Below are 15,506 nucleotides of genomic sequence, written 5' to 3' on the forward strand. Positions count from 1 at the left end.
CCCCGCTCCGGAGCCGGAGCGGGGGTGACGGATGTCACGGCACCTCGGTGACAGAGGAGCGAGGCACTGCGGCGACCCTCTCGACAGGCTGAGGGCATGACCTCGACCGACCTCGCCGTGCAGGCGACCGCCCTCACCAAGAGCTTCGGCTCCGTCGCCGCCGTCGCCGGAGTGGACCTCACCGTCCGGCCCGGCGAGATCGTCGCCTTCCTCGGTCCCAACGGCGCGGGCAAGACCACGACCCTCGACATGCTCCTGGGCCTCTCGGCCCCTGACACCGGCGAGGTCACGGTGTTCGGACGCTCGCCGCGCACGGCGATCGCGCACGGGCTCGTCTCGGCCGTCCTGCAGACCGGCGGCCTGCTGAAGGACCTCAGCGTCCACGAGACACTGGAGCTGACCGCGAGCCTCTTCGCGGACACCCGGCCGATCGACGAGGTGATGGAGCGCGCGGGGATCGCCGACCTCGCCTCCCGCCGCGTGGGACTGTGCTCCGGCGGTCAGCAGCAGCGGCTCCGGTTCGCGATGGCGCTGCTGTCGGACCCCGGCCTGCTCCTGCTCGACGAGCCGACCACCGGCATGGACGTCGAGGGGCGCCGCGCGTTCTGGCAGGCCATCCGCACCGACGCGGCACGCGGGCGCACCGTCCTCTTCGCCACGCACTACCTCGAGGAGGCGGACGAGTACGCCGACCGCATCGTCCTGATGAGCCGAGGCCGGATCGTCGCCGACGGGACCACGAGCAGCATCAAGAACCTCGTCTCCGGCCGGATCGTCCACGCGACCCTGCCCGGCGCCGACCTCGCCGCCCTCGCCGCGCTCCCCCGGGTCTCCAGCGTCGAGGCCCAGGGCGACCGGATCACGGTGCACACCGACGACTCCGACGCCCTCGCCCGCCACCTGCTCACCCGCACCGGTGCCCGCGACGTCGAGATCACCGCCCAGAACCTCGAGAGCGTCTTCCTCGCCCTCACCTCCGAAGGAGCCTCCGCATGACCGCCACGACCCCCGCCGCCGACCGCGTCCGCCTCGACCGCCGCTCGCCGGCGCTCGGCGGCTTCACCACGACCTACCTGCGCATCGAGATCCTGCGGCGGCTGCGGAACCGGCGGACCCTCTTCTTCACCCTCCTCTTCCCGGTCCTGATGTTCTTCATCGTCGGGTACCCGCTCCGCGACGAGCCGGTGACCGCGACTCCGATCGCGGCGGGCGGCGTCTCGATCGCGGCCTTCATCATGGTGTCGATGGCGATGTACGGAGCGATGATGTCGGCCACGCAGACCGGGGCGGCCGTCGCCGTGGAGCGCGCGCAGGGCTGGAGCCGGCAGCTGCGGCTCACCCCGCTGAACCCCGTGGTCAACGTTCTGATCAAGATGATCGCCGGGATGGCGCTGGGCCTGCTCGCCGTCGTCGCCACCTATGCGGTCGGCGCCGCCAGCGGCATCGAGCTCTCGGCGGTGCAGTGGGTCGCGACCGGACTGACGGGCTGGCTGCTCGCGAGCGCCGTCTTCACGACGCTCGGCCTCATGGTGGGCTACATGGTGCCGGGCGAGAACGCGGCACAGATCACGAGCCTGGTCATCGTGGTCCTCGCGTTCCTGGGCGGCCTCTTCTACCCGGTGAGCAGCATGCCCGGATTCCTGCAGAGCATCGCCGCCCTGACGCCGGTCTACGGGATCAGCGAGCTCGCGCGAGCGCCGCTGACCGGCGAGGGGTTCGACCTCGGCGCTCTGGTCGACGCACTCGTGTGGCTCGGTCTGCTCCTCGGCGGGACGGTGTTCTTCTTCCGCCGCGACACGAAGCGGGTGTGACGGATGCGCCACCGCGGTCGGCTCCGTCCTAGGGTGAGCGCGTGAGCAGCACCACCGCCTCCGGGCACGGCGAGACAGGGTGGCCGATCCGCCCGGCCGCGGCGGGCGCCGACCCGGGAGCGACCCTGCGCGCGGCTCTCTGGACCCCGCGTGCGCTGCGCTGGTACGCGGGAGCGGTCTTCTCGCTCTTCTGGGTGTACTCGACCGTGCCGTCGGTCCTCGACGATCCGGAGTGGCCCCGCCGCGTCGTCGGCGTCGCCCTCATCGCCGCTTTCAGCGCCGGATTCCTCGTCGCACCGCCGCTCGCCTGGACCCTCGCGACGCGGGGCCGGCTGCTGATCTGCCTCGGACTGCTCGCCTTCTCCTTCACCCTCCTCCCCTGGCTAGGGCGGGACGTGACGGGGCTCTGGACCTACGTCGGAGTCCTGGTCGGCATGTGCGTGTTCACCTGGCGCCTCACGGCCACCCTGATCGGAGCCCTCGCCTCCGTGACGCTCGCCGTCCGCCTCGAGAGCGACGGCGTCACCGAGACCGCCTTCGTGGTGCCGGTGATCATCCTCTCCATCTCCCTGATGATGGCCACCTTCGCGCGCACGATCGCCACCGTCAACCAGCTCCGCGACACCCGCGCCGAGCTGGAGGTCCTGACGGCCGAGCGCGAGCGGAGCCGGGTCGCCCGCGACATCCACGACATCCTGGGCCATTCGCTGACGGTGATCACCGTGAAGTCGGAGCTGGCCGGGCGCCTCCTCGACGCCGACCCGGAGCGGGCGCGGGCCGAGATCGCGGACGTGGAGTCGCTCGCGCGGGGCGCTCTCGCCGACGTCCGCGCGACCGTGTCCGGCTTCCGGGCCACGACCGCGAGCGGAGCGCTGGCCGCCGCGCGCGGCGCTCTCGCCGCGGCGGGGATCTCCGCCGACCTGCCCTCCTCCACCGACACCGTGCTCCCGCAGCATCGCGAGCTGGTGGGGTGGGTGATCCGCGAAGGAGCGACGAACGTCGTCCGCCATTCGAGCGCCTCGCGCTGCCGGATCCGCCTCACCGCCTGCGAGGTCGAGATCGCGGACGACGGAGTGGGTCCGCAGCCGGGAGCAGCGGGTTCGACCGGACTGGCCGGGCTCCGCGAGCGGGTCGAGGCAGCGGGCGGCCGGCTCTCGGTCGGGACGAGCGAGCTCGGGGGCTTCCGCCTGGCGGCTACCCTCCCCGGAGGCGGACGGTGAGCGCTCTGCGCCTCCTGATCGCCGACGACCAGGCGCTGGTGCGGGGCGCACTCGCCGCCCTGCTCTCGCTGGAGTCCGACATCGACGTGGTGGCGGAGGTCGGCCGCGGGGACGAGGTGGTCGCCGCGGCGCTCGCCTCGACGCCGGACGTCGCGCTGCTGGACATCGAGATGCCGGGGCTGGACGGGATCGCCGCCGCCGCGCTCCTCCGCGAGGCGCTGCCGGCCTGCCGCGTGCTGATCGTGACGACCTTCGGCCGTCCCGGCTACCTCAGCCGCGCGATGCAGGCGGGGGCGTCGGGCTTCGTGGTCAAGGACACGCCCTCGGCTCAGCTGGCGGACGCCGTGCGGAGGGTCGGTCAGGGGCTGCGCGTGGTCGATCCCGCGCTCGCTGCGGAGTCGCTGGCGCAGGGAGGCACGCCCCTGACCGAGCGGGAGGCCGACGTGCTCGCCGCCGCGCGCACCGGAGGCTCGATCGCCGATCTCGCCCGGATGCTGCACCTCTCGCCGGGGACCGTGCGGAACCACCTCTCGGCGGTGATCGGCAAGACGGGCGCCCGCAACCGGGCCGACGCCCTCCGGATCGCGGAGCGCAACGGCTGGCTCTGAGAGTCCGGCCCGGCGGCACGATCACGGCGCTCCGCTCCGGAGCCGACCGCAGCGGAGCGCGACAGGAACGCCGAAGGCCCCGGCTCGACGCGCGAACCGGGGCCTTCTCGCTGTAGCGGGAGCGGGACTTGAACCCGCGACACCACGATTATGAGCCGTGTGCTCTAACCACCTGAGCTACCCCGCCGCGCGTTCTTCGCAGGTCTGGCCTGCGGGGAACGGAGCCCCCTGTGGGAATCGGACCCACTACCTCTTCCTTACCAAGGAAGTGCTCTACCAATGAGCTAAGGGGGCGCACCTGCGGGTCTGACAGCCCCTCTCGGGGCGTGCCCGCGATTTGGCACCGTTAGACGATAGCACCTCCGCGGAGCGTCGATGACCGCGGGGGGCGCGCCCCCGCGGCCGCCCGTCTGCGGCTACGCCCGGCTCGCCTCGTCGAGCGCGGCGAGCTCCTCGGCGCTCAACTCGAGGGAGGCCGAGGCGATCAGCGCCGGCAGCTGCTCCATCACGCGGGCGCTGGCGATCGGCGCGACCACTCCGGGCTGCGAGCGGAGCCAGGCGAGCGCCACCGTCGCCACCTCGGCGCCGTGCGCCTCCGCCGCCGCATCGAGCGCCGCCAGCACCCGGCGGCCGCGACCGTCGAGGTAGCGGGAGGCACCGTCGGCGCGCGGACCCTCGGGCGTCGATCCGTCGCGGTACTTGCCGGTCAGGAAGCCCGACGCCAGGGCGGAGTAGGGGACGACGGCCAGCCCCGCCTCGCGGGCGAGGGGCAGCAGGTCGGCCTCGATCCCGCGCTCCACGAGGTTGTAGTGCGGCTGCAGCGCGACGGGCGCGTGCAGGCCCTCCTCGCCCGCGATGCGCAGCCACTCCGCGACGCGCTCGGCGCTGAAGTTCGACACTCCGATCGCGCGGACCAGGCCCTGGTCCACGAGCTCCGAGAACACGGCGGCGATGTCGGCCATCGGCACGGCCTCGTCGTCGAAGTGGGCGTAGTAGAGGTCGATCCGGTCGGTCGCGAGGCGCTCGAGGGAGGCGCAGGCGGCCGCGCGCACGGTGTCGGGCGCGAGGCCGGTGAACTGCGGGTGGCGGCCCGCCTTCGTCGCGATCACCACGTCGTCCCGGTCCCCCGAGCGCTGCGCAAGCCACTCGCCGATGATCGTCTCGGACTCGCCGCCCGTGTTGCCCGGGACCCAGGCGGAGTAGGCGTCGGCGGTGTCGATGAAGTCGCCGCCCGCAGCCGTGTAGCCGTCGAGGACGTCGAAGGAGGTCTGCCGCCCCGCGGTCCAGCCGAAGACGTTGCCGCCGAGCGAGAGCGGGAAGACGTCGATGCCGGAGTCGCCGAGCGGCGAGCGGGTGACGGAGGAGGATGCTGCGCTGTCGATGCTCATCCCCCGATTCAAGACCCGCTCCCCGCCGTGATCGATCCCCCTCCCGCGCATGCGCGGCAAGGACTCAGGCTCTCAGCGCCGCGGGTAGTCGGCGTAGGCGAAGCGCGTCGAGTCCGGCGCCCAGCCGGAGACGTTGATCGTCCCCTGCCCGCCGTGGAGGCGCTCCAGCACGCGGCCGGGCTCGAGCGTCGCGCGCCCGGGGAGGTCGAGCAGCCGCAGCTCGACGTCGACGTTCTCGGGGTGCCCGGCCGTCCCCTCCGGATAGGCGAGGTAGAGCAGGTGAGCGCCGTCGGGCGACTCGTGCGGGAACCAGTCGACCGTGTCCGACTCGACCAGGCGGGAGAGCGCGGAGCCGTCGAGGCCGATCCGGAACAGCTGCGCACCTCCTCCGGCCCGCTCGGAGTTGAAGACGAGGGTGCGGCCGTCGGCCGAGACGTCGACGCCGTCGTCCGCCGGCTCGTCGTCGGTCAGGGCGGTGAGCGCGCCTCCTCCGGCCGGCATCGTGTACACGTCGGTCCGCCACCGCCCGGAGGCGTCGCCGCCGCCGATCAGCGCGAGGGTCGCGCCGTCGGGCGAGACGCCGTGCAGGTAGTGCTTGAAGCGCGCGCCCTCGCGCTCGGCGGTCAGGCGGCGGGCGGGGGCGGAGCCGTCGAGCTCGACCGCGTACAGGTGCCCGTCGCGCGCCGAGACGTAGGCGAGCCCGCCGGACGGGGCGAGCACGTGGTCGTTGTTGAGCTCGGCCGGCACCCCGTCGAGCGGGATCGGCTCGAGCACGGGCGTCCCCTCGAGCGGCAGTCGGAAGAGGCCGCCGTCGCCGTTCACGATCAGGGCGGAGCCGTCCGGAGTCCAGTTCGGCGCCTCCACGAGGACGGAGTCGGACTCGAAGACGGTCGTCGACTCCCCCGTCGCGAGGTCGTGGACGCGGAGTCGGCAGAGCTGGTCGGGGAGGAGCGAGCGGGCCATGCTCCCCACGGTAGGGCCCTGGCGGATCACGACGGGGCCGTCAAGCCTCCGCGCACTCAGGTTCCGCGGGAGGGCGCTCCGATATTCTTGACCGACTTATGCGCTGGGTACACCTTGGGAGGAACATGTGATGCTCCTCATCCTCGTGATCTCGTTCGCGATCGCCGTGGTGACCCCCTGGCTGGTGGACCGGTTCGGGCCGAAGACGTTCTACGCGCTGGCGCTGATCCCGGCCGCGAGCTTCGTCGCCACCGCAACCGCCCTGCCGACGATCCTCGACGGCGGCGAGATCCGCGAGTCCGTGCCGTGGATCCCCGCGCTCGACATCGCCCTCTCCTTCCGCCTGGACGCGCTCTCGATCGTCCTCGCCCTCGTGGTCAGCGGAGTCGGCGCCCTGGTCCTCGCCTACTGCGCGACGTACTTCAGCCGCGACGAGCCCTCGCTGGGCCGGTTCGCAGCGCTCCTGTCCGCGTTCGCCGGAGTGATGTACGGGCTGGTCACGGCCGACGACGTGATCATCCTCTTCGTCTTCTGGGAGGCGACGAGCGTCCTCTCCTACCTCCTCATCGGCCACTACAGCGGGCGCAAGGAGAGCCGGGGCGCCGGGCTCCAGGCGCTCCTGGTCACGACTCTCGGCGGGCTGGCGATGCTGGTCGGGATCATCGTCCTGATCGTGCAGGCCGGTACCACCAGCCTCTCCGGGATCGTCGCCGCCGCCCCCTCCGGCCCGATCGTGTCGACGGCGCTGGTGCTCGTACTGCTCGGCGCGTTCTCGAAGTCCGCCCTGGTGCCGTTCCACTTCTGGCTGCCGGCCGCGATGGCCGCTCCCACGCCGGTCAGCGCCTACCTGCACGCCGCCGCGATGGTGAAGGCGGGCATCTACCTCGTCGCGCGCCTCGCGCCGGGCTTCGCCGACGACTCCGTCTGGCTGCCCGTGGTGGTGAGCGTCGGAGTCTGGACCATGCTCGTCGGCGGCTGGCGCTCGCTCCGGCAGTACGACCTCAAGCTCGTGCTGGCCTACGGCACCGTCAGCCAGCTCGGCTTCCTGACCGTCGCCGTCGGCTTCGGCTCGCGCGACGCCGCGCTGGCCGGACTGACCCTGCTCGTCGCCCACGCCCTCTTCAAGGCGCTGCTCTTCCTCACCGTCGGCATCGTCGACCACCGCGCCGGCACGCGCGACCTCCGCAAGCTCAGCGGCCTGGGACGGCAGGCGCCGGTGCTCGCGGGCGCCGCCCTCGTCGGCGTGCTGTCGATGGCGGGCATCCCGCCGCTGCTGGGCTTCGTCGCCAAGGAGGCCGTGTTCACGAGCCTGATCTCGGCGATCGAGCAGGGCTCGTTCTGGGCCTGGGTCGCGCTGGTCGGCCTCGTCCTCGGCTCGATCCTCACCGTGGCCTACTCCGCGCGCTTCTTCTGGGGCGCCTTCGCCCGGAAGAAGGGGCTCGAGGACACGCACCTGCACGCCGAGCCGTGGACCTTCACCGCCGCCCCGGTACTGCTGGCCGCCGCCAGCATGATCGGCGGGATCGCCGCCTCCGTGCTCGACCCGCTCGTCGCCGTCTACGCGGACACCCTCCCCTACGCCGCCCCGGACGCCGACCCGGAGCTCGCCGCCGCCGCGGAGGCCTCCGACCACGGCGGCTACCACCTCGCGCTCTGGCACGGCTTCGAGCCCGCGCTGGCACTCAGCGCCCTCGTGATCGCCGTGGGACTCCTGCTCTTCGCCAAGCGCGTCGCCGTCGCGCGCGCCCAGTCGATGCTGCCCAACCGGATCGACTCCGCCGAGGGCTACTGGGCCACCGTCCGCTGGCTCGACCGTGTCGCCAGCACGGTCACCGAGTCCGTCCAGCGCGGCTCGCTCCCCCGCTACCTGACGGTGATCTTCGCGGTCTTCGTCCTCGGCGTCGGCGGTGCGGCCGCCCTCAACCGCACCTGGCCGGGCGATCTCGTCTTCTGGGACAGCCCGGGCCAGCTCGCGGTCGCGGCCGTGATGATCCTCGCGGCGGTGCTGTGCGCGATCGCCCGCAACCGCGTCGCCGCCGTGCTGCTGGCCGGCGCCACCGGCTACGGGATGGTGGCCCTCTTCGCCCTGCAGGGTGCACCGGACCTCGCCCTCACCCAGGCGCTCATCGAGACGGTGACCCTCGTGGTCTTCGTCCTGGTGCTGCGCCGCCTCCCGACCCGCATCGCCGCGAAGCACCAGCCGATGCGCAAGCGCCTGCGCGCCGTCATCGGCATCGCGGTCGGAGCGGTCATGGCCCTCGCCGCCACCATCGCCCTCGGCGCCCGGACCGCGACGCCGATCTCGGCCGAGCTGCCCCGCCTCGCCTACGAGGAGGGCAAGGGCCGCAACATCGTCAACGTCCTGCTCGTCGACATCCGCGCCTGGGACACGATGGGCGAGATCTCGGTCCTCGTCGTGGTCGCCACCGGCGTCGCGAGCCTGATCTTCCTCTCCAGCCGGGCCGGAGGCGCTCCCCGCCTCGAGTCGCAGAGCGCCGACGACCGCCGCGAGCGCGCGATGGACCTGACCACCTCCTCCGCCGACGCCGAGCGCGACGGCGACCGCGGCTCCTGGCTCGTCGCCGGGCGCACGCTCCGGCCGGAGAACCGCTCGATCGTGCTCGAGGTGCTGGTGCGCCTGCTCTTCCACCCCGCGATGATCGTGTCGGTCTACCTGCTCTTCACCGGACACAACACCCCGGGCGGAGGCTTCGCGGGCGGCCTGCTCGCCGGTCTCGCCCTCGTCGCGCGCTACCTCGCCGGCGGCCGCTTCGAGCTCGGCGAGGCCGCGCCGATCGACGCGGGCAAGGTCCTCGGACTCGGCCTCTTCTTCGCCGTCGGCACGGCCGTCTCCTCCCTCGCCTTCGGCCTCGAGGTCCTCGAATCGAGCTGGCTCGACCTCGAGGTGCCGGTGCTGGGCGAGCTCCACCTGGGCACGTCCACCCTCTTCGACATCGGGGTGTACCTGATCGTGATCGGCCTCGCCCTCGACATCCTCCGCAGCCTCGGCGGCGAGGTCGACCGCCACGGCGAGGAGGCCGAGCAGGGCTCCCCCTCGGGCGACGGCGTCACGCACTCGACGGACAGCACCCCCGGCCCCGGCCAGGGCACGGTCGACGGGCTCGAGACCTCGCTCCCCACCGGCTCCACGGTCGTCGGCGGACCGGGCAGGGGGGACGGCGCATGAGCATCACCCTCGTCCTCGTCGTCGTGATGGCAGTGATGTACGCGGCGGGCGTCTACCAGATGCTCGAGCGCAGCCTCACCCGCATCCTGATCGGGTTCCTGCTCGTCGGGAACGCGACCAACATCCTCATCCTGCTGATGGCCGGCCGCTCGGGCATCGCGCCGTTCGTCACCGACGACGGGCGCTCCTACGAGCAGATCGCCGCCGAGATGGCCGACCCGCTGCCGCAGGCGCTGATCCTCACCGCGATCGTGATCACCTTCGGGGTGTCCGCCTTCCTCCTCGCGATGATCTACCGGCGCTGGCGCCTCGCCAACGCCGACCAGGTGGAGGACGACGAGACCGACGCCTCCGTCCGCGAGGACGCGGCGGGCATCTCGGCCCAGACCACCGCCGACGACCGGGCGCTCGACGTCCTGCTCGAGTCCAGCGACGAGGGCACCGCCGCCAAGCACGGGGAGAGCGCCATGACCGACGACAGGAAGGAGGACCGATGAACGCCCTGATCCCGCTCGTCGTCACCCTCCCCCTCCTGGGAGCGGCCGTTGCGCTGATCCTCGGACGCCACCGGCGCGCGCAGATCACCGTGAACATCGTGACGCTCTCGAGCGTGCTGGTGATCTCCTCGGTGATGCTCGTGCTGGTCCTCACCGGCGACGGAGGCGGCAGCGCCGTCTACGTGGGCGGCTGGGAGCCGCCGTGGGGCATCGTGCTGGTCGTCGATCCGCTCGCCGCGCTGATGCTCGTGATCACCTCGATCACCCTGCTGGGCGTCCTGCTGTTCTCGGTCGGCCAGGGCCTCGTCGACGGCAACCGCGAGACGCCGGTCACGATCTTCCACCCGACCTACCTGATCCTCTCGGCGGGCATCCTCAACGCCTTCGTCGCGGGCGACCTCTTCAACCTCTACGTCGGCTTCGAGATCCTGCTGGCCGCGAGCTACGTGCTGATCACCCTGGGCGGCACCGCGCCGCGGATCCGCGCCGGCACGACCTACGTGGTCGTCAGCCTGGTCTCGAGCGTGTTCTTCCTCTCGGCCATCGGCCTGCTCTACGGCGCCACCGGCACGGTCAACATGGCGCAGCTCTCGATCCGCATCGCCGAGCTCCCCGCCGACGTGCAGCTGGTGCTCCACGTGGTGCTGCTGCTCGGTTTCGGCATCAAGGCGGCCGTCTTCCCCCTGTCGTTCTGGCTCCCGGACTCGTACCCCACGGCTCCGGCGCCGGTCACCGCCGTCTTCGCCGGACTCCTCACCAAAGTCGGCGTGTACGCGCTGATCCGCACCGAGACCCTGCTCTTCCCGGGAGGGAGGCTGAGCGAGGTGCTGCTGGTGGTGGCGCTGCTGACGCTGATCGTCGGCATCCTCGGTGCGGTCGCGCAGGCCGACATCAAGCGGATGCTGTCCTTCACGCTGGTCTCGCACATCGGCTACATGGTCTTCGGGATCGCCGTGGGCACCCCGGCCGGCTACGCGGCGACGATCTTCTACGTCATCCACCACATCACGGTGCAGACGACGCTCTTCCTCGCGACCGGCCTGATCGAGCGCGTCGGCGGCACCACCTCGATCCTGCGCCTCGGCGGGCTGCTCAAGGCCTCGCCGCTGCTGGCGCTGCTCTACTTCATCCCCGCGATGAACCTCGGCGGGATCCCGCCGTTCACCGGCTTCCTCGGCAAGGTGGGGCTCTTCGTCGCCGGCACGGAGTCGGCCGTCGACCAGCCGTCGTGGCTGATCTGGGCCGTCATCGCCGCCGGGGCCGTGACCTCGCTCCTGACCCTCTACGCCGTCGCGCGCGTCTGGAACATGGTCTTCTGGCGCCGCCAGGAGGAGGTGCCCGGCTACGAGTCGCCCCTGATCGACCAGCTGCAGGAGGACCCCCACGACACGGGCAGCATCCGCACCCGCCACTCGCCGCCGATGATGGTGCTCGCCACCGCGGGGATGGTCGTGGTCGGCGTCGTGCTGACCGTCGGCGCCGGTCCCCTCTACGACGCGAGCGAGCGAGCGGCGAGCGCGGTCGCCGACCCCGCGACCTACATCGCGACCGTCTACCGCGACTCGACCTTCGGAGAGGAGGGGCCGCGATGAGCCCCCGCCGCCGCGTCGACATCTGGAACCGCGTCGCGATGTTCGTGACCCTCGTCGGGATCTGGGTGCTGCTCTGGGACGACGTCTCGGTGCTGTCGATCGTCACCGGCTTCCTGGTCGCCCTGCTGATCACCCGGGTGTTCTACCTGCCGCCGGTCGAGTTCTCGAACCGCATCAACCCGTGGTTCGTGCTCCTCTTCCTCCTGCGCCTGCTGGCCGACATCGCGGTGGCCTCGGTGCGGGTGTCCTGGCAGATCCTGACCCTGCCCGTCCCGGTGCACAACGCCATCGTCGCCGTGCACCTGCGCAGCCGCTCCGAGGGGATGCTCGTCTGGACGACGGAGGCCGTCTCGCTCGTCCCCGGCTCCCTGGTGATCGACGTGGACCCGCAGCTGAACGTCCTCTACCTGCACGTGCTCGGCGTGACCCACGACGAGGGCGAGCGGATCGACGAGGTGCGCCGGACGGTCCTCCGGACGGAAGCGCGCATCGTCCGGGCCATCGGCTCCCGCGAGGACGTGCAGCGCGTGAACCGGCCGATCGAGGCCGGATCGGGGGTGGTCCGGTGATCGACTGGCTGATCTGGATCCTGGTGCCGGTCTTCGGCGCCGCCTGCCTGCTCGCGCTCGTGCGGATCCTCCGCGGTCCGTCCGTGCTCGACCGGGTCGTCGCGGCCGACGTGCTCGTCGCGACGATCATCTGCGGGATCGGCGCCGAGATGGCGGTCAACCACCACGCGCGGACCCTGCCCGTCGCGCTCGGGCTCGCGCTGTTCGCCGTCTTCGGATCGATCAGCGTCGCCAAGTTCATGGCCAACCGCGAGGAGGACTGACATGGACCTGTTCTTCGACGTGCTCACCGCTGTGCTGCTGCTGGTCGGCGCCCTGCTCTCGCTGCTGGCCGCGATCGGCTTGATGCGGTTCGACGACCTGCTCTCCCGGATGCACGCGGGCACGAAGCCGCAGGTGCTCGGACTGATCTGCGTGATGCTCGCGGTCGCCATCCGGAACCCCGGCTTCGCCGCCGCAGGGACCATCGTGCTGGTGATCGGCTTCCAGCTGCTGACCGTGCCCGTCTCGGCGCACATGGTCGGCCGGGCGGCCTACCGGGCCGAGGCCGTCTCTCCCGGGTACCTCGTCGCCGACGAGCTCGCGGAGGCGGTCACACGCGCCGACGAGCAGGCCCGCGCGACCGGGCCCGAGACCGCGCACGCGTCCGAGGAGCGGGCGCGCACCTCCTCCGCGCCCCCGCCCGAGGACGAGGACGGCCCGGCCGCGACCGCCTAGGCGACGAGGACGAGCTGCACGGCGGAGGCGCCGGTCATGCTGCGCAGCGCGAATCCGCCGATCGCGAGGGTGACGGCGACCAGGCCGCCGACCAGCAGCACCAGCAGCGGCACCACCCACAGCAGCGCCCGTCGGCGTCGGGCTCGGGCCTCGTCCGGCGTCTCATCGATCACCCGTCGACTGTACGGGACGGCGGAGGGCGTGCCCCCGGCGCCCCTGAGCCGCCCGATAAACTCGACCCCATGACCCTGGACTCCGCTCTCTCCGGCGCGCCCGAGAACTCCCCCGGCCCCAACTCCGAGGCCGAGCACCGCCGGGGAGCCGAGTGGTGGCGCACCGCCGTCATCTACCAGATCTACCCGCGCTCCTTCGCGGACGCGGACGGCGACGGCATCGGCGACCTGCCCGGCATCGCCTCGCGCCTCGAGAGCCTCGCCGAGCTCGGCGTCGACGCGATCTGGCTCTCGCCCTTCATGACCTCGCCGCAGAAGGACGCGGGCTACGACGTCGCCGACTACTGCGACGTCGATCCGCTCTTCGGCACCCTCGCCGACTTCGACGCGATGCTCGCCCGCGCTCACGCCCTGGGCATCCGGATCATCGTCGACCTCGTCCCCAACCACTCCTCCAGCGCCCACCGCTGGTTCCAGGAGGCGCTCGCCGCTCCCGCGGGCAGCGCCGAGCGGGCGCGCTACCTGTTCCGCGACGGCCGGGGCGAGTCGGGCGAGCTGCCCCCGAACAACTGGGAGTCTGTCTTCGGCGGCCCCGCGTGGACCCGCGTCATGGAACCCGACGGCTCGGCCGGCCAGTGGTACCTGCACCTCTTCGACACCTCGCAGCCCGACTTCGACTGGACGAACGAGTGGGTGCGCGAGCGCTTCCGGGAGGTCCTCCGCTTCTGGCTCGACCGCGGCGTCGACGGCTTCCGCGTCGACGTCGCGCACGGGATGATCAAGGCCGAGGGGCTGCCCGACTACACGCCGCCCGCCGACAGCGGGTCGATGGGCGGAGTCGCTCCCGCCGACGGCGAGGAGCCCGCCACCGCCCCCTACTGGGCGCAGGACGGCGTCCACGAGATCTACCGCGACTGGCACTCCCTGCTCGCCGAGTACCCGGACGACCGCGTGCTCTGCGCCGAGGCGTGGGTGCAGCCCCTCTCCAAGCTCGCCCGCTGGGTCCGCCCCGACGAGATGCACCAGGCCTTCAACTTCGCCTACCTCGAGACCCCGTGGAGCGCACCCGCCCTCCGCGACATCATCGACTCCTCCGTCGAGGCCTTCGCCGCCGTCGGCGCCCCGTCGACGTGGGTGCTGTCGAACCACGACGTCGTGCGCCACGCGAGCCGCCTGGCCCTGACGTCCGACAACCCGCAGGGCTACGGCATCGGCCCGCGCACCCCCGGACTCCCCGACCCCGTCCTGGGGCTGCGCCGCGCTCGTGCCGCGACCGCCCTCATGCTCGCGCTCCCCGGCTCCGCCTACGTCTACCAGGGCGAGGAGCTCGGGCTCCCCGAGGCGATCGACCTGCCGGACTCGGCGCGTCAGGACCCGACCTGGTTCCGCACGGGCGGCGAGCGCTACGGCCGTGACGGCTGCCGGGTGCCGATCCCGTGGGAGGCGGACGCACCCGCGTACGGCTTCAGCGGCACCGGCGACTCCTGGCTGCCGCAGCCCGGCGACTGGGCGCCGCTCGCCCGCGACCGCCAGCGCGGTGTCGAGGGCTCGACGCTCGAGCTGTACCGGTCCCTGCTCGCGGTGCGCCGCGCCGAGGATCTGGGCTCCGGCGCCGTCGAGTGGCTCGAGGGCTACCCGGAGGACGTCGTGGCGTTCCGCAACGGAACAGTCACGGTGATCGCGAACCTCGGCGAGGCTCCGGTCGAGCTGCCCGTCGGCTCCGTGGTGCTGTCGTCGGAGGAGCTGCACGAGCCGGCGCTGCCGGCCGACACCACGGTCTGGCTGCGCGCGGAGTAGCGGGCCGCGGGGTCCGCCCGGCGACTCCCGCGTCCCGCCGCCGGGTCAGCGCCCGGCGTTGGCCTTGAGCCAGAGGTAGGAGTCGACCTTCGTCACGCCGTCGAGGCGGATCTCGAAGTGCAGGTGCGGGCCGGTCGACATGCCGGTCGTGCCCACCAGGCCGAGCAGCTGGCCGACCTTCACCGGGTCGCCCTCGTTCACGGCCGCCGAGCCGTGCTGCATGTGCGCGTACACGCTCGAGACGAGCTGCCCGTCGATCTCGTGGTCGACGATCACGTGCACGCCGAGCGAGCCCTCGCCGTCGATGACCGTGCGCACGACGCCGTCGGCGATCGCCTGGATGGGCGAGCCGTCGCCCGGGTTGAAGTCGGTGCCGCCGTGGTTCACCGAGCAGCCCGCGCAGTTGCGGTAGCCGAAGCGGTCGCCCACCGGCACGCCGACGGCGAAGGGCCACTGGATCGACGCGTTCGGGTCGTTCGTGAAGCCTGTGTCGGAGGTGCGGACGATGTCGGCGACGTTGGTCTGCGTCTTGCGCTCCTGCACGCCGAAGCCGTCGCGGGCGACCGTCTCGGCGCTGACCTCGCCGGCGACGAACGACTGCGCGCCGCGGCGGGCGTCGGCGCCGAAGGGGGTCGAGAGGCTCTGCGCCTGCACGTCCTCCGCGGTCAGGAGCGACGTGGCCGGCAGGGAGGTCGCCGCCACGATGGCCGCGACGAAGGAGAGGGCGACGAGTCCGCCGACCCGGGCCCGGCGCACGGGCCGGAGCGGCGTCGCGCGCGGTGCGGGGACGGGGGCAGGGGCGCTGCGGACCGAGGCGACGCGGCGCTCCGCCTCGCGCAGCTGCTCCGGCGTCGGAGCCGCGAGGAGGTCGTCGGAGCCGCTCGCCAGCGAGACGTCGGAGGCGAGGGCCAGAGCGCGCTCGCGCTCGCGGAGCTCGCGACGGGAGAGGGGTGGAGTCGATTCGCCGGGGGTCGATGCAGGGGC

At 72.5% G+C, this 15,506-nt stretch carries 15 protein-coding genes and 2 tRNA genes; 11 read left to right on the plus strand and 6 right to left on the minus strand.

Going from position 1 to position 15,506, the window contains the following annotated elements; translation table 11 throughout:
• The first annotated feature begins 96 nt into the window (after positions 1–96).
• From C5C63_RS12625 to C5C63_RS12640, 4 genes are read left to right on the plus strand one after another with little or no spacing between them, the layout of a single operon-like run.
• Positions 97–996, plus strand: a complete 900-nt coding sequence (locus C5C63_RS12625; RefSeq protein WP_104326169.1) for an ABC transporter ATP-binding protein — start codon at positions 97–99, stop codon at positions 994–996.
• Entirely contained in the window at positions 993–1,811 is an 819-nt protein-coding gene (locus tag C5C63_RS12630) for an ABC transporter permease (protein ID WP_104326170.1), read from the plus strand. The genes C5C63_RS12625 and C5C63_RS12630 overlap by 4 nt, the downstream gene beginning before the upstream one ends.
• Before the next feature lie 41 nt (positions 1,812–1,852).
• On the plus strand, positions 1,853–3,031 hold the full coding sequence (locus C5C63_RS12635) for a sensor histidine kinase (RefSeq protein ID WP_104326171.1): 1,179 nt from the start codon (positions 1,853–1,855) through the stop codon (positions 3,029–3,031).
• On the plus strand, positions 3,028–3,639 hold the full coding sequence (locus tag C5C63_RS12640) for a response regulator (protein ID WP_181074522.1): 612 nt from the start codon (positions 3,028–3,030) through the stop codon (positions 3,637–3,639). Before C5C63_RS12635 ends, C5C63_RS12640 begins: the two co-directional genes overlap by 4 nt.
• A 113-nt stretch (positions 3,640–3,752) precedes the next feature.
• Here the strand turns inward: C5C63_RS12640 and C5C63_RS12645 are convergent.
• The 4 genes from C5C63_RS12645 to C5C63_RS12660 all read right to left on the minus strand — a co-directional run bounded on the left by C5C63_RS12645 (position 3,753) and on the right by C5C63_RS12660 (position 5,990).
• Positions 3,753–3,826, minus strand: a tRNA-Met gene (locus tag C5C63_RS12645).
• 35 nt (positions 3,827–3,861) lie between these two features.
• Positions 3,862–3,933, minus strand: a tRNA-Thr gene (locus C5C63_RS12650).
• Positions 3,934–4,055: 122 nt separating this feature from the next.
• A complete protein-coding gene (locus C5C63_RS12655) occupies positions 4,056–5,027 on the minus strand; it encodes an aldo/keto reductase (RefSeq protein WP_104326172.1) in 972 nt (323 codons plus the stop codon).
• A gap of 72 nt (positions 5,028–5,099) precedes the next feature.
• Positions 5,100–5,990, minus strand: a complete 891-nt coding sequence (locus tag C5C63_RS12660) for a PD40 domain-containing protein (RefSeq protein WP_104326173.1) — start codon at positions 5,988–5,990, stop codon at positions 5,100–5,102.
• Between the two features lie 130 nt (positions 5,991–6,120).
• Between C5C63_RS12660 and C5C63_RS12665 the strand changes: the two genes are divergently transcribed.
• The 6 genes from C5C63_RS12665 to mnhG are packed head-to-tail and all read left to right on the plus strand — an operon-like array spanning position 6,121 to position 12,552.
• The gene (locus C5C63_RS12665; RefSeq protein WP_104260451.1) at positions 6,121–9,177 is read left to right on the plus strand and encodes a Na+/H+ antiporter subunit A; all 3,057 of its coding nucleotides are present in this window, start codon (positions 6,121–6,123) and stop codon (positions 9,175–9,177) included.
• Positions 9,174–9,674, plus strand: coding sequence for a Na(+)/H(+) antiporter subunit C (locus tag C5C63_RS12670; protein WP_104223614.1), 501 nt, complete (start codon positions 9,174–9,176; stop codon positions 9,672–9,674). The genes C5C63_RS12665 and C5C63_RS12670 overlap by 4 nt, the downstream gene beginning before the upstream one ends.
• Complete coding sequence (locus C5C63_RS12675) at positions 9,671–11,266, plus strand: Na+/H+ antiporter subunit D (protein ID WP_104326174.1); 1,596 nt, start codon at positions 9,671–9,673, stop codon at positions 11,264–11,266. The genes C5C63_RS12670 and C5C63_RS12675 overlap by 4 nt, the downstream gene beginning before the upstream one ends.
• A complete protein-coding gene (locus C5C63_RS12680) occupies positions 11,263–11,835 on the plus strand; it encodes a Na+/H+ antiporter subunit E (protein ID WP_104234245.1) in 573 nt (190 codons plus the stop codon). Before C5C63_RS12675 ends, C5C63_RS12680 begins: the two co-directional genes overlap by 4 nt.
• Positions 11,832–12,098, plus strand: coding sequence for a monovalent cation/H+ antiporter complex subunit F (locus tag C5C63_RS12685; protein WP_308470711.1), 267 nt, complete (start codon positions 11,832–11,834; stop codon positions 12,096–12,098). Before C5C63_RS12680 ends, C5C63_RS12685 begins: the two co-directional genes overlap by 4 nt.
• A 1-nt stretch (position 12,099) precedes the next feature.
• Positions 12,100–12,552, plus strand: coding sequence for a monovalent cation/H(+) antiporter subunit G (gene mnhG, locus C5C63_RS12690; protein WP_244229587.1), 453 nt, complete (start codon positions 12,100–12,102; stop codon positions 12,550–12,552).
• Here the strand turns inward: mnhG and C5C63_RS17105 are convergent.
• Positions 12,549–12,725 carry a hypothetical protein gene (locus tag C5C63_RS17105; protein WP_159939698.1) on the minus strand — a complete coding sequence of 59 codons (177 nt, stop codon included), beginning with the start codon at positions 12,723–12,725 and terminating at the stop codon, positions 12,549–12,551. The genes mnhG and C5C63_RS17105 overlap by 4 nt on opposite strands.
• A gap of 69 nt (positions 12,726–12,794) precedes the next feature.
• Here C5C63_RS17105 and C5C63_RS12695 point away from each other — a divergent pair, with 69 nt between their 5' ends.
• Positions 12,795–14,522, plus strand: a complete 1,728-nt coding sequence (locus C5C63_RS12695; protein ID WP_104326175.1) for a glycoside hydrolase family 13 protein — start codon at positions 12,795–12,797, stop codon at positions 14,520–14,522.
• Positions 14,523–14,567: 45 nt separating this feature from the next.
• On the opposite strand, the gene C5C63_RS17530 is transcribed toward C5C63_RS12695, so the two are convergent.
• On the minus strand, positions 14,568–15,506 hold a 939-nt coding region (locus tag C5C63_RS17530), incomplete at its 5' end, for a M23 family metallopeptidase (RefSeq protein ID WP_104326176.1).

This window comes from Rathayibacter sp. AY1B8 (assembly GCF_002932775.1).
In the GTDB taxonomy this organism is placed as follows: domain Bacteria; phylum Actinomycetota; class Actinomycetes; order Actinomycetales; family Microbacteriaceae; genus Rathayibacter.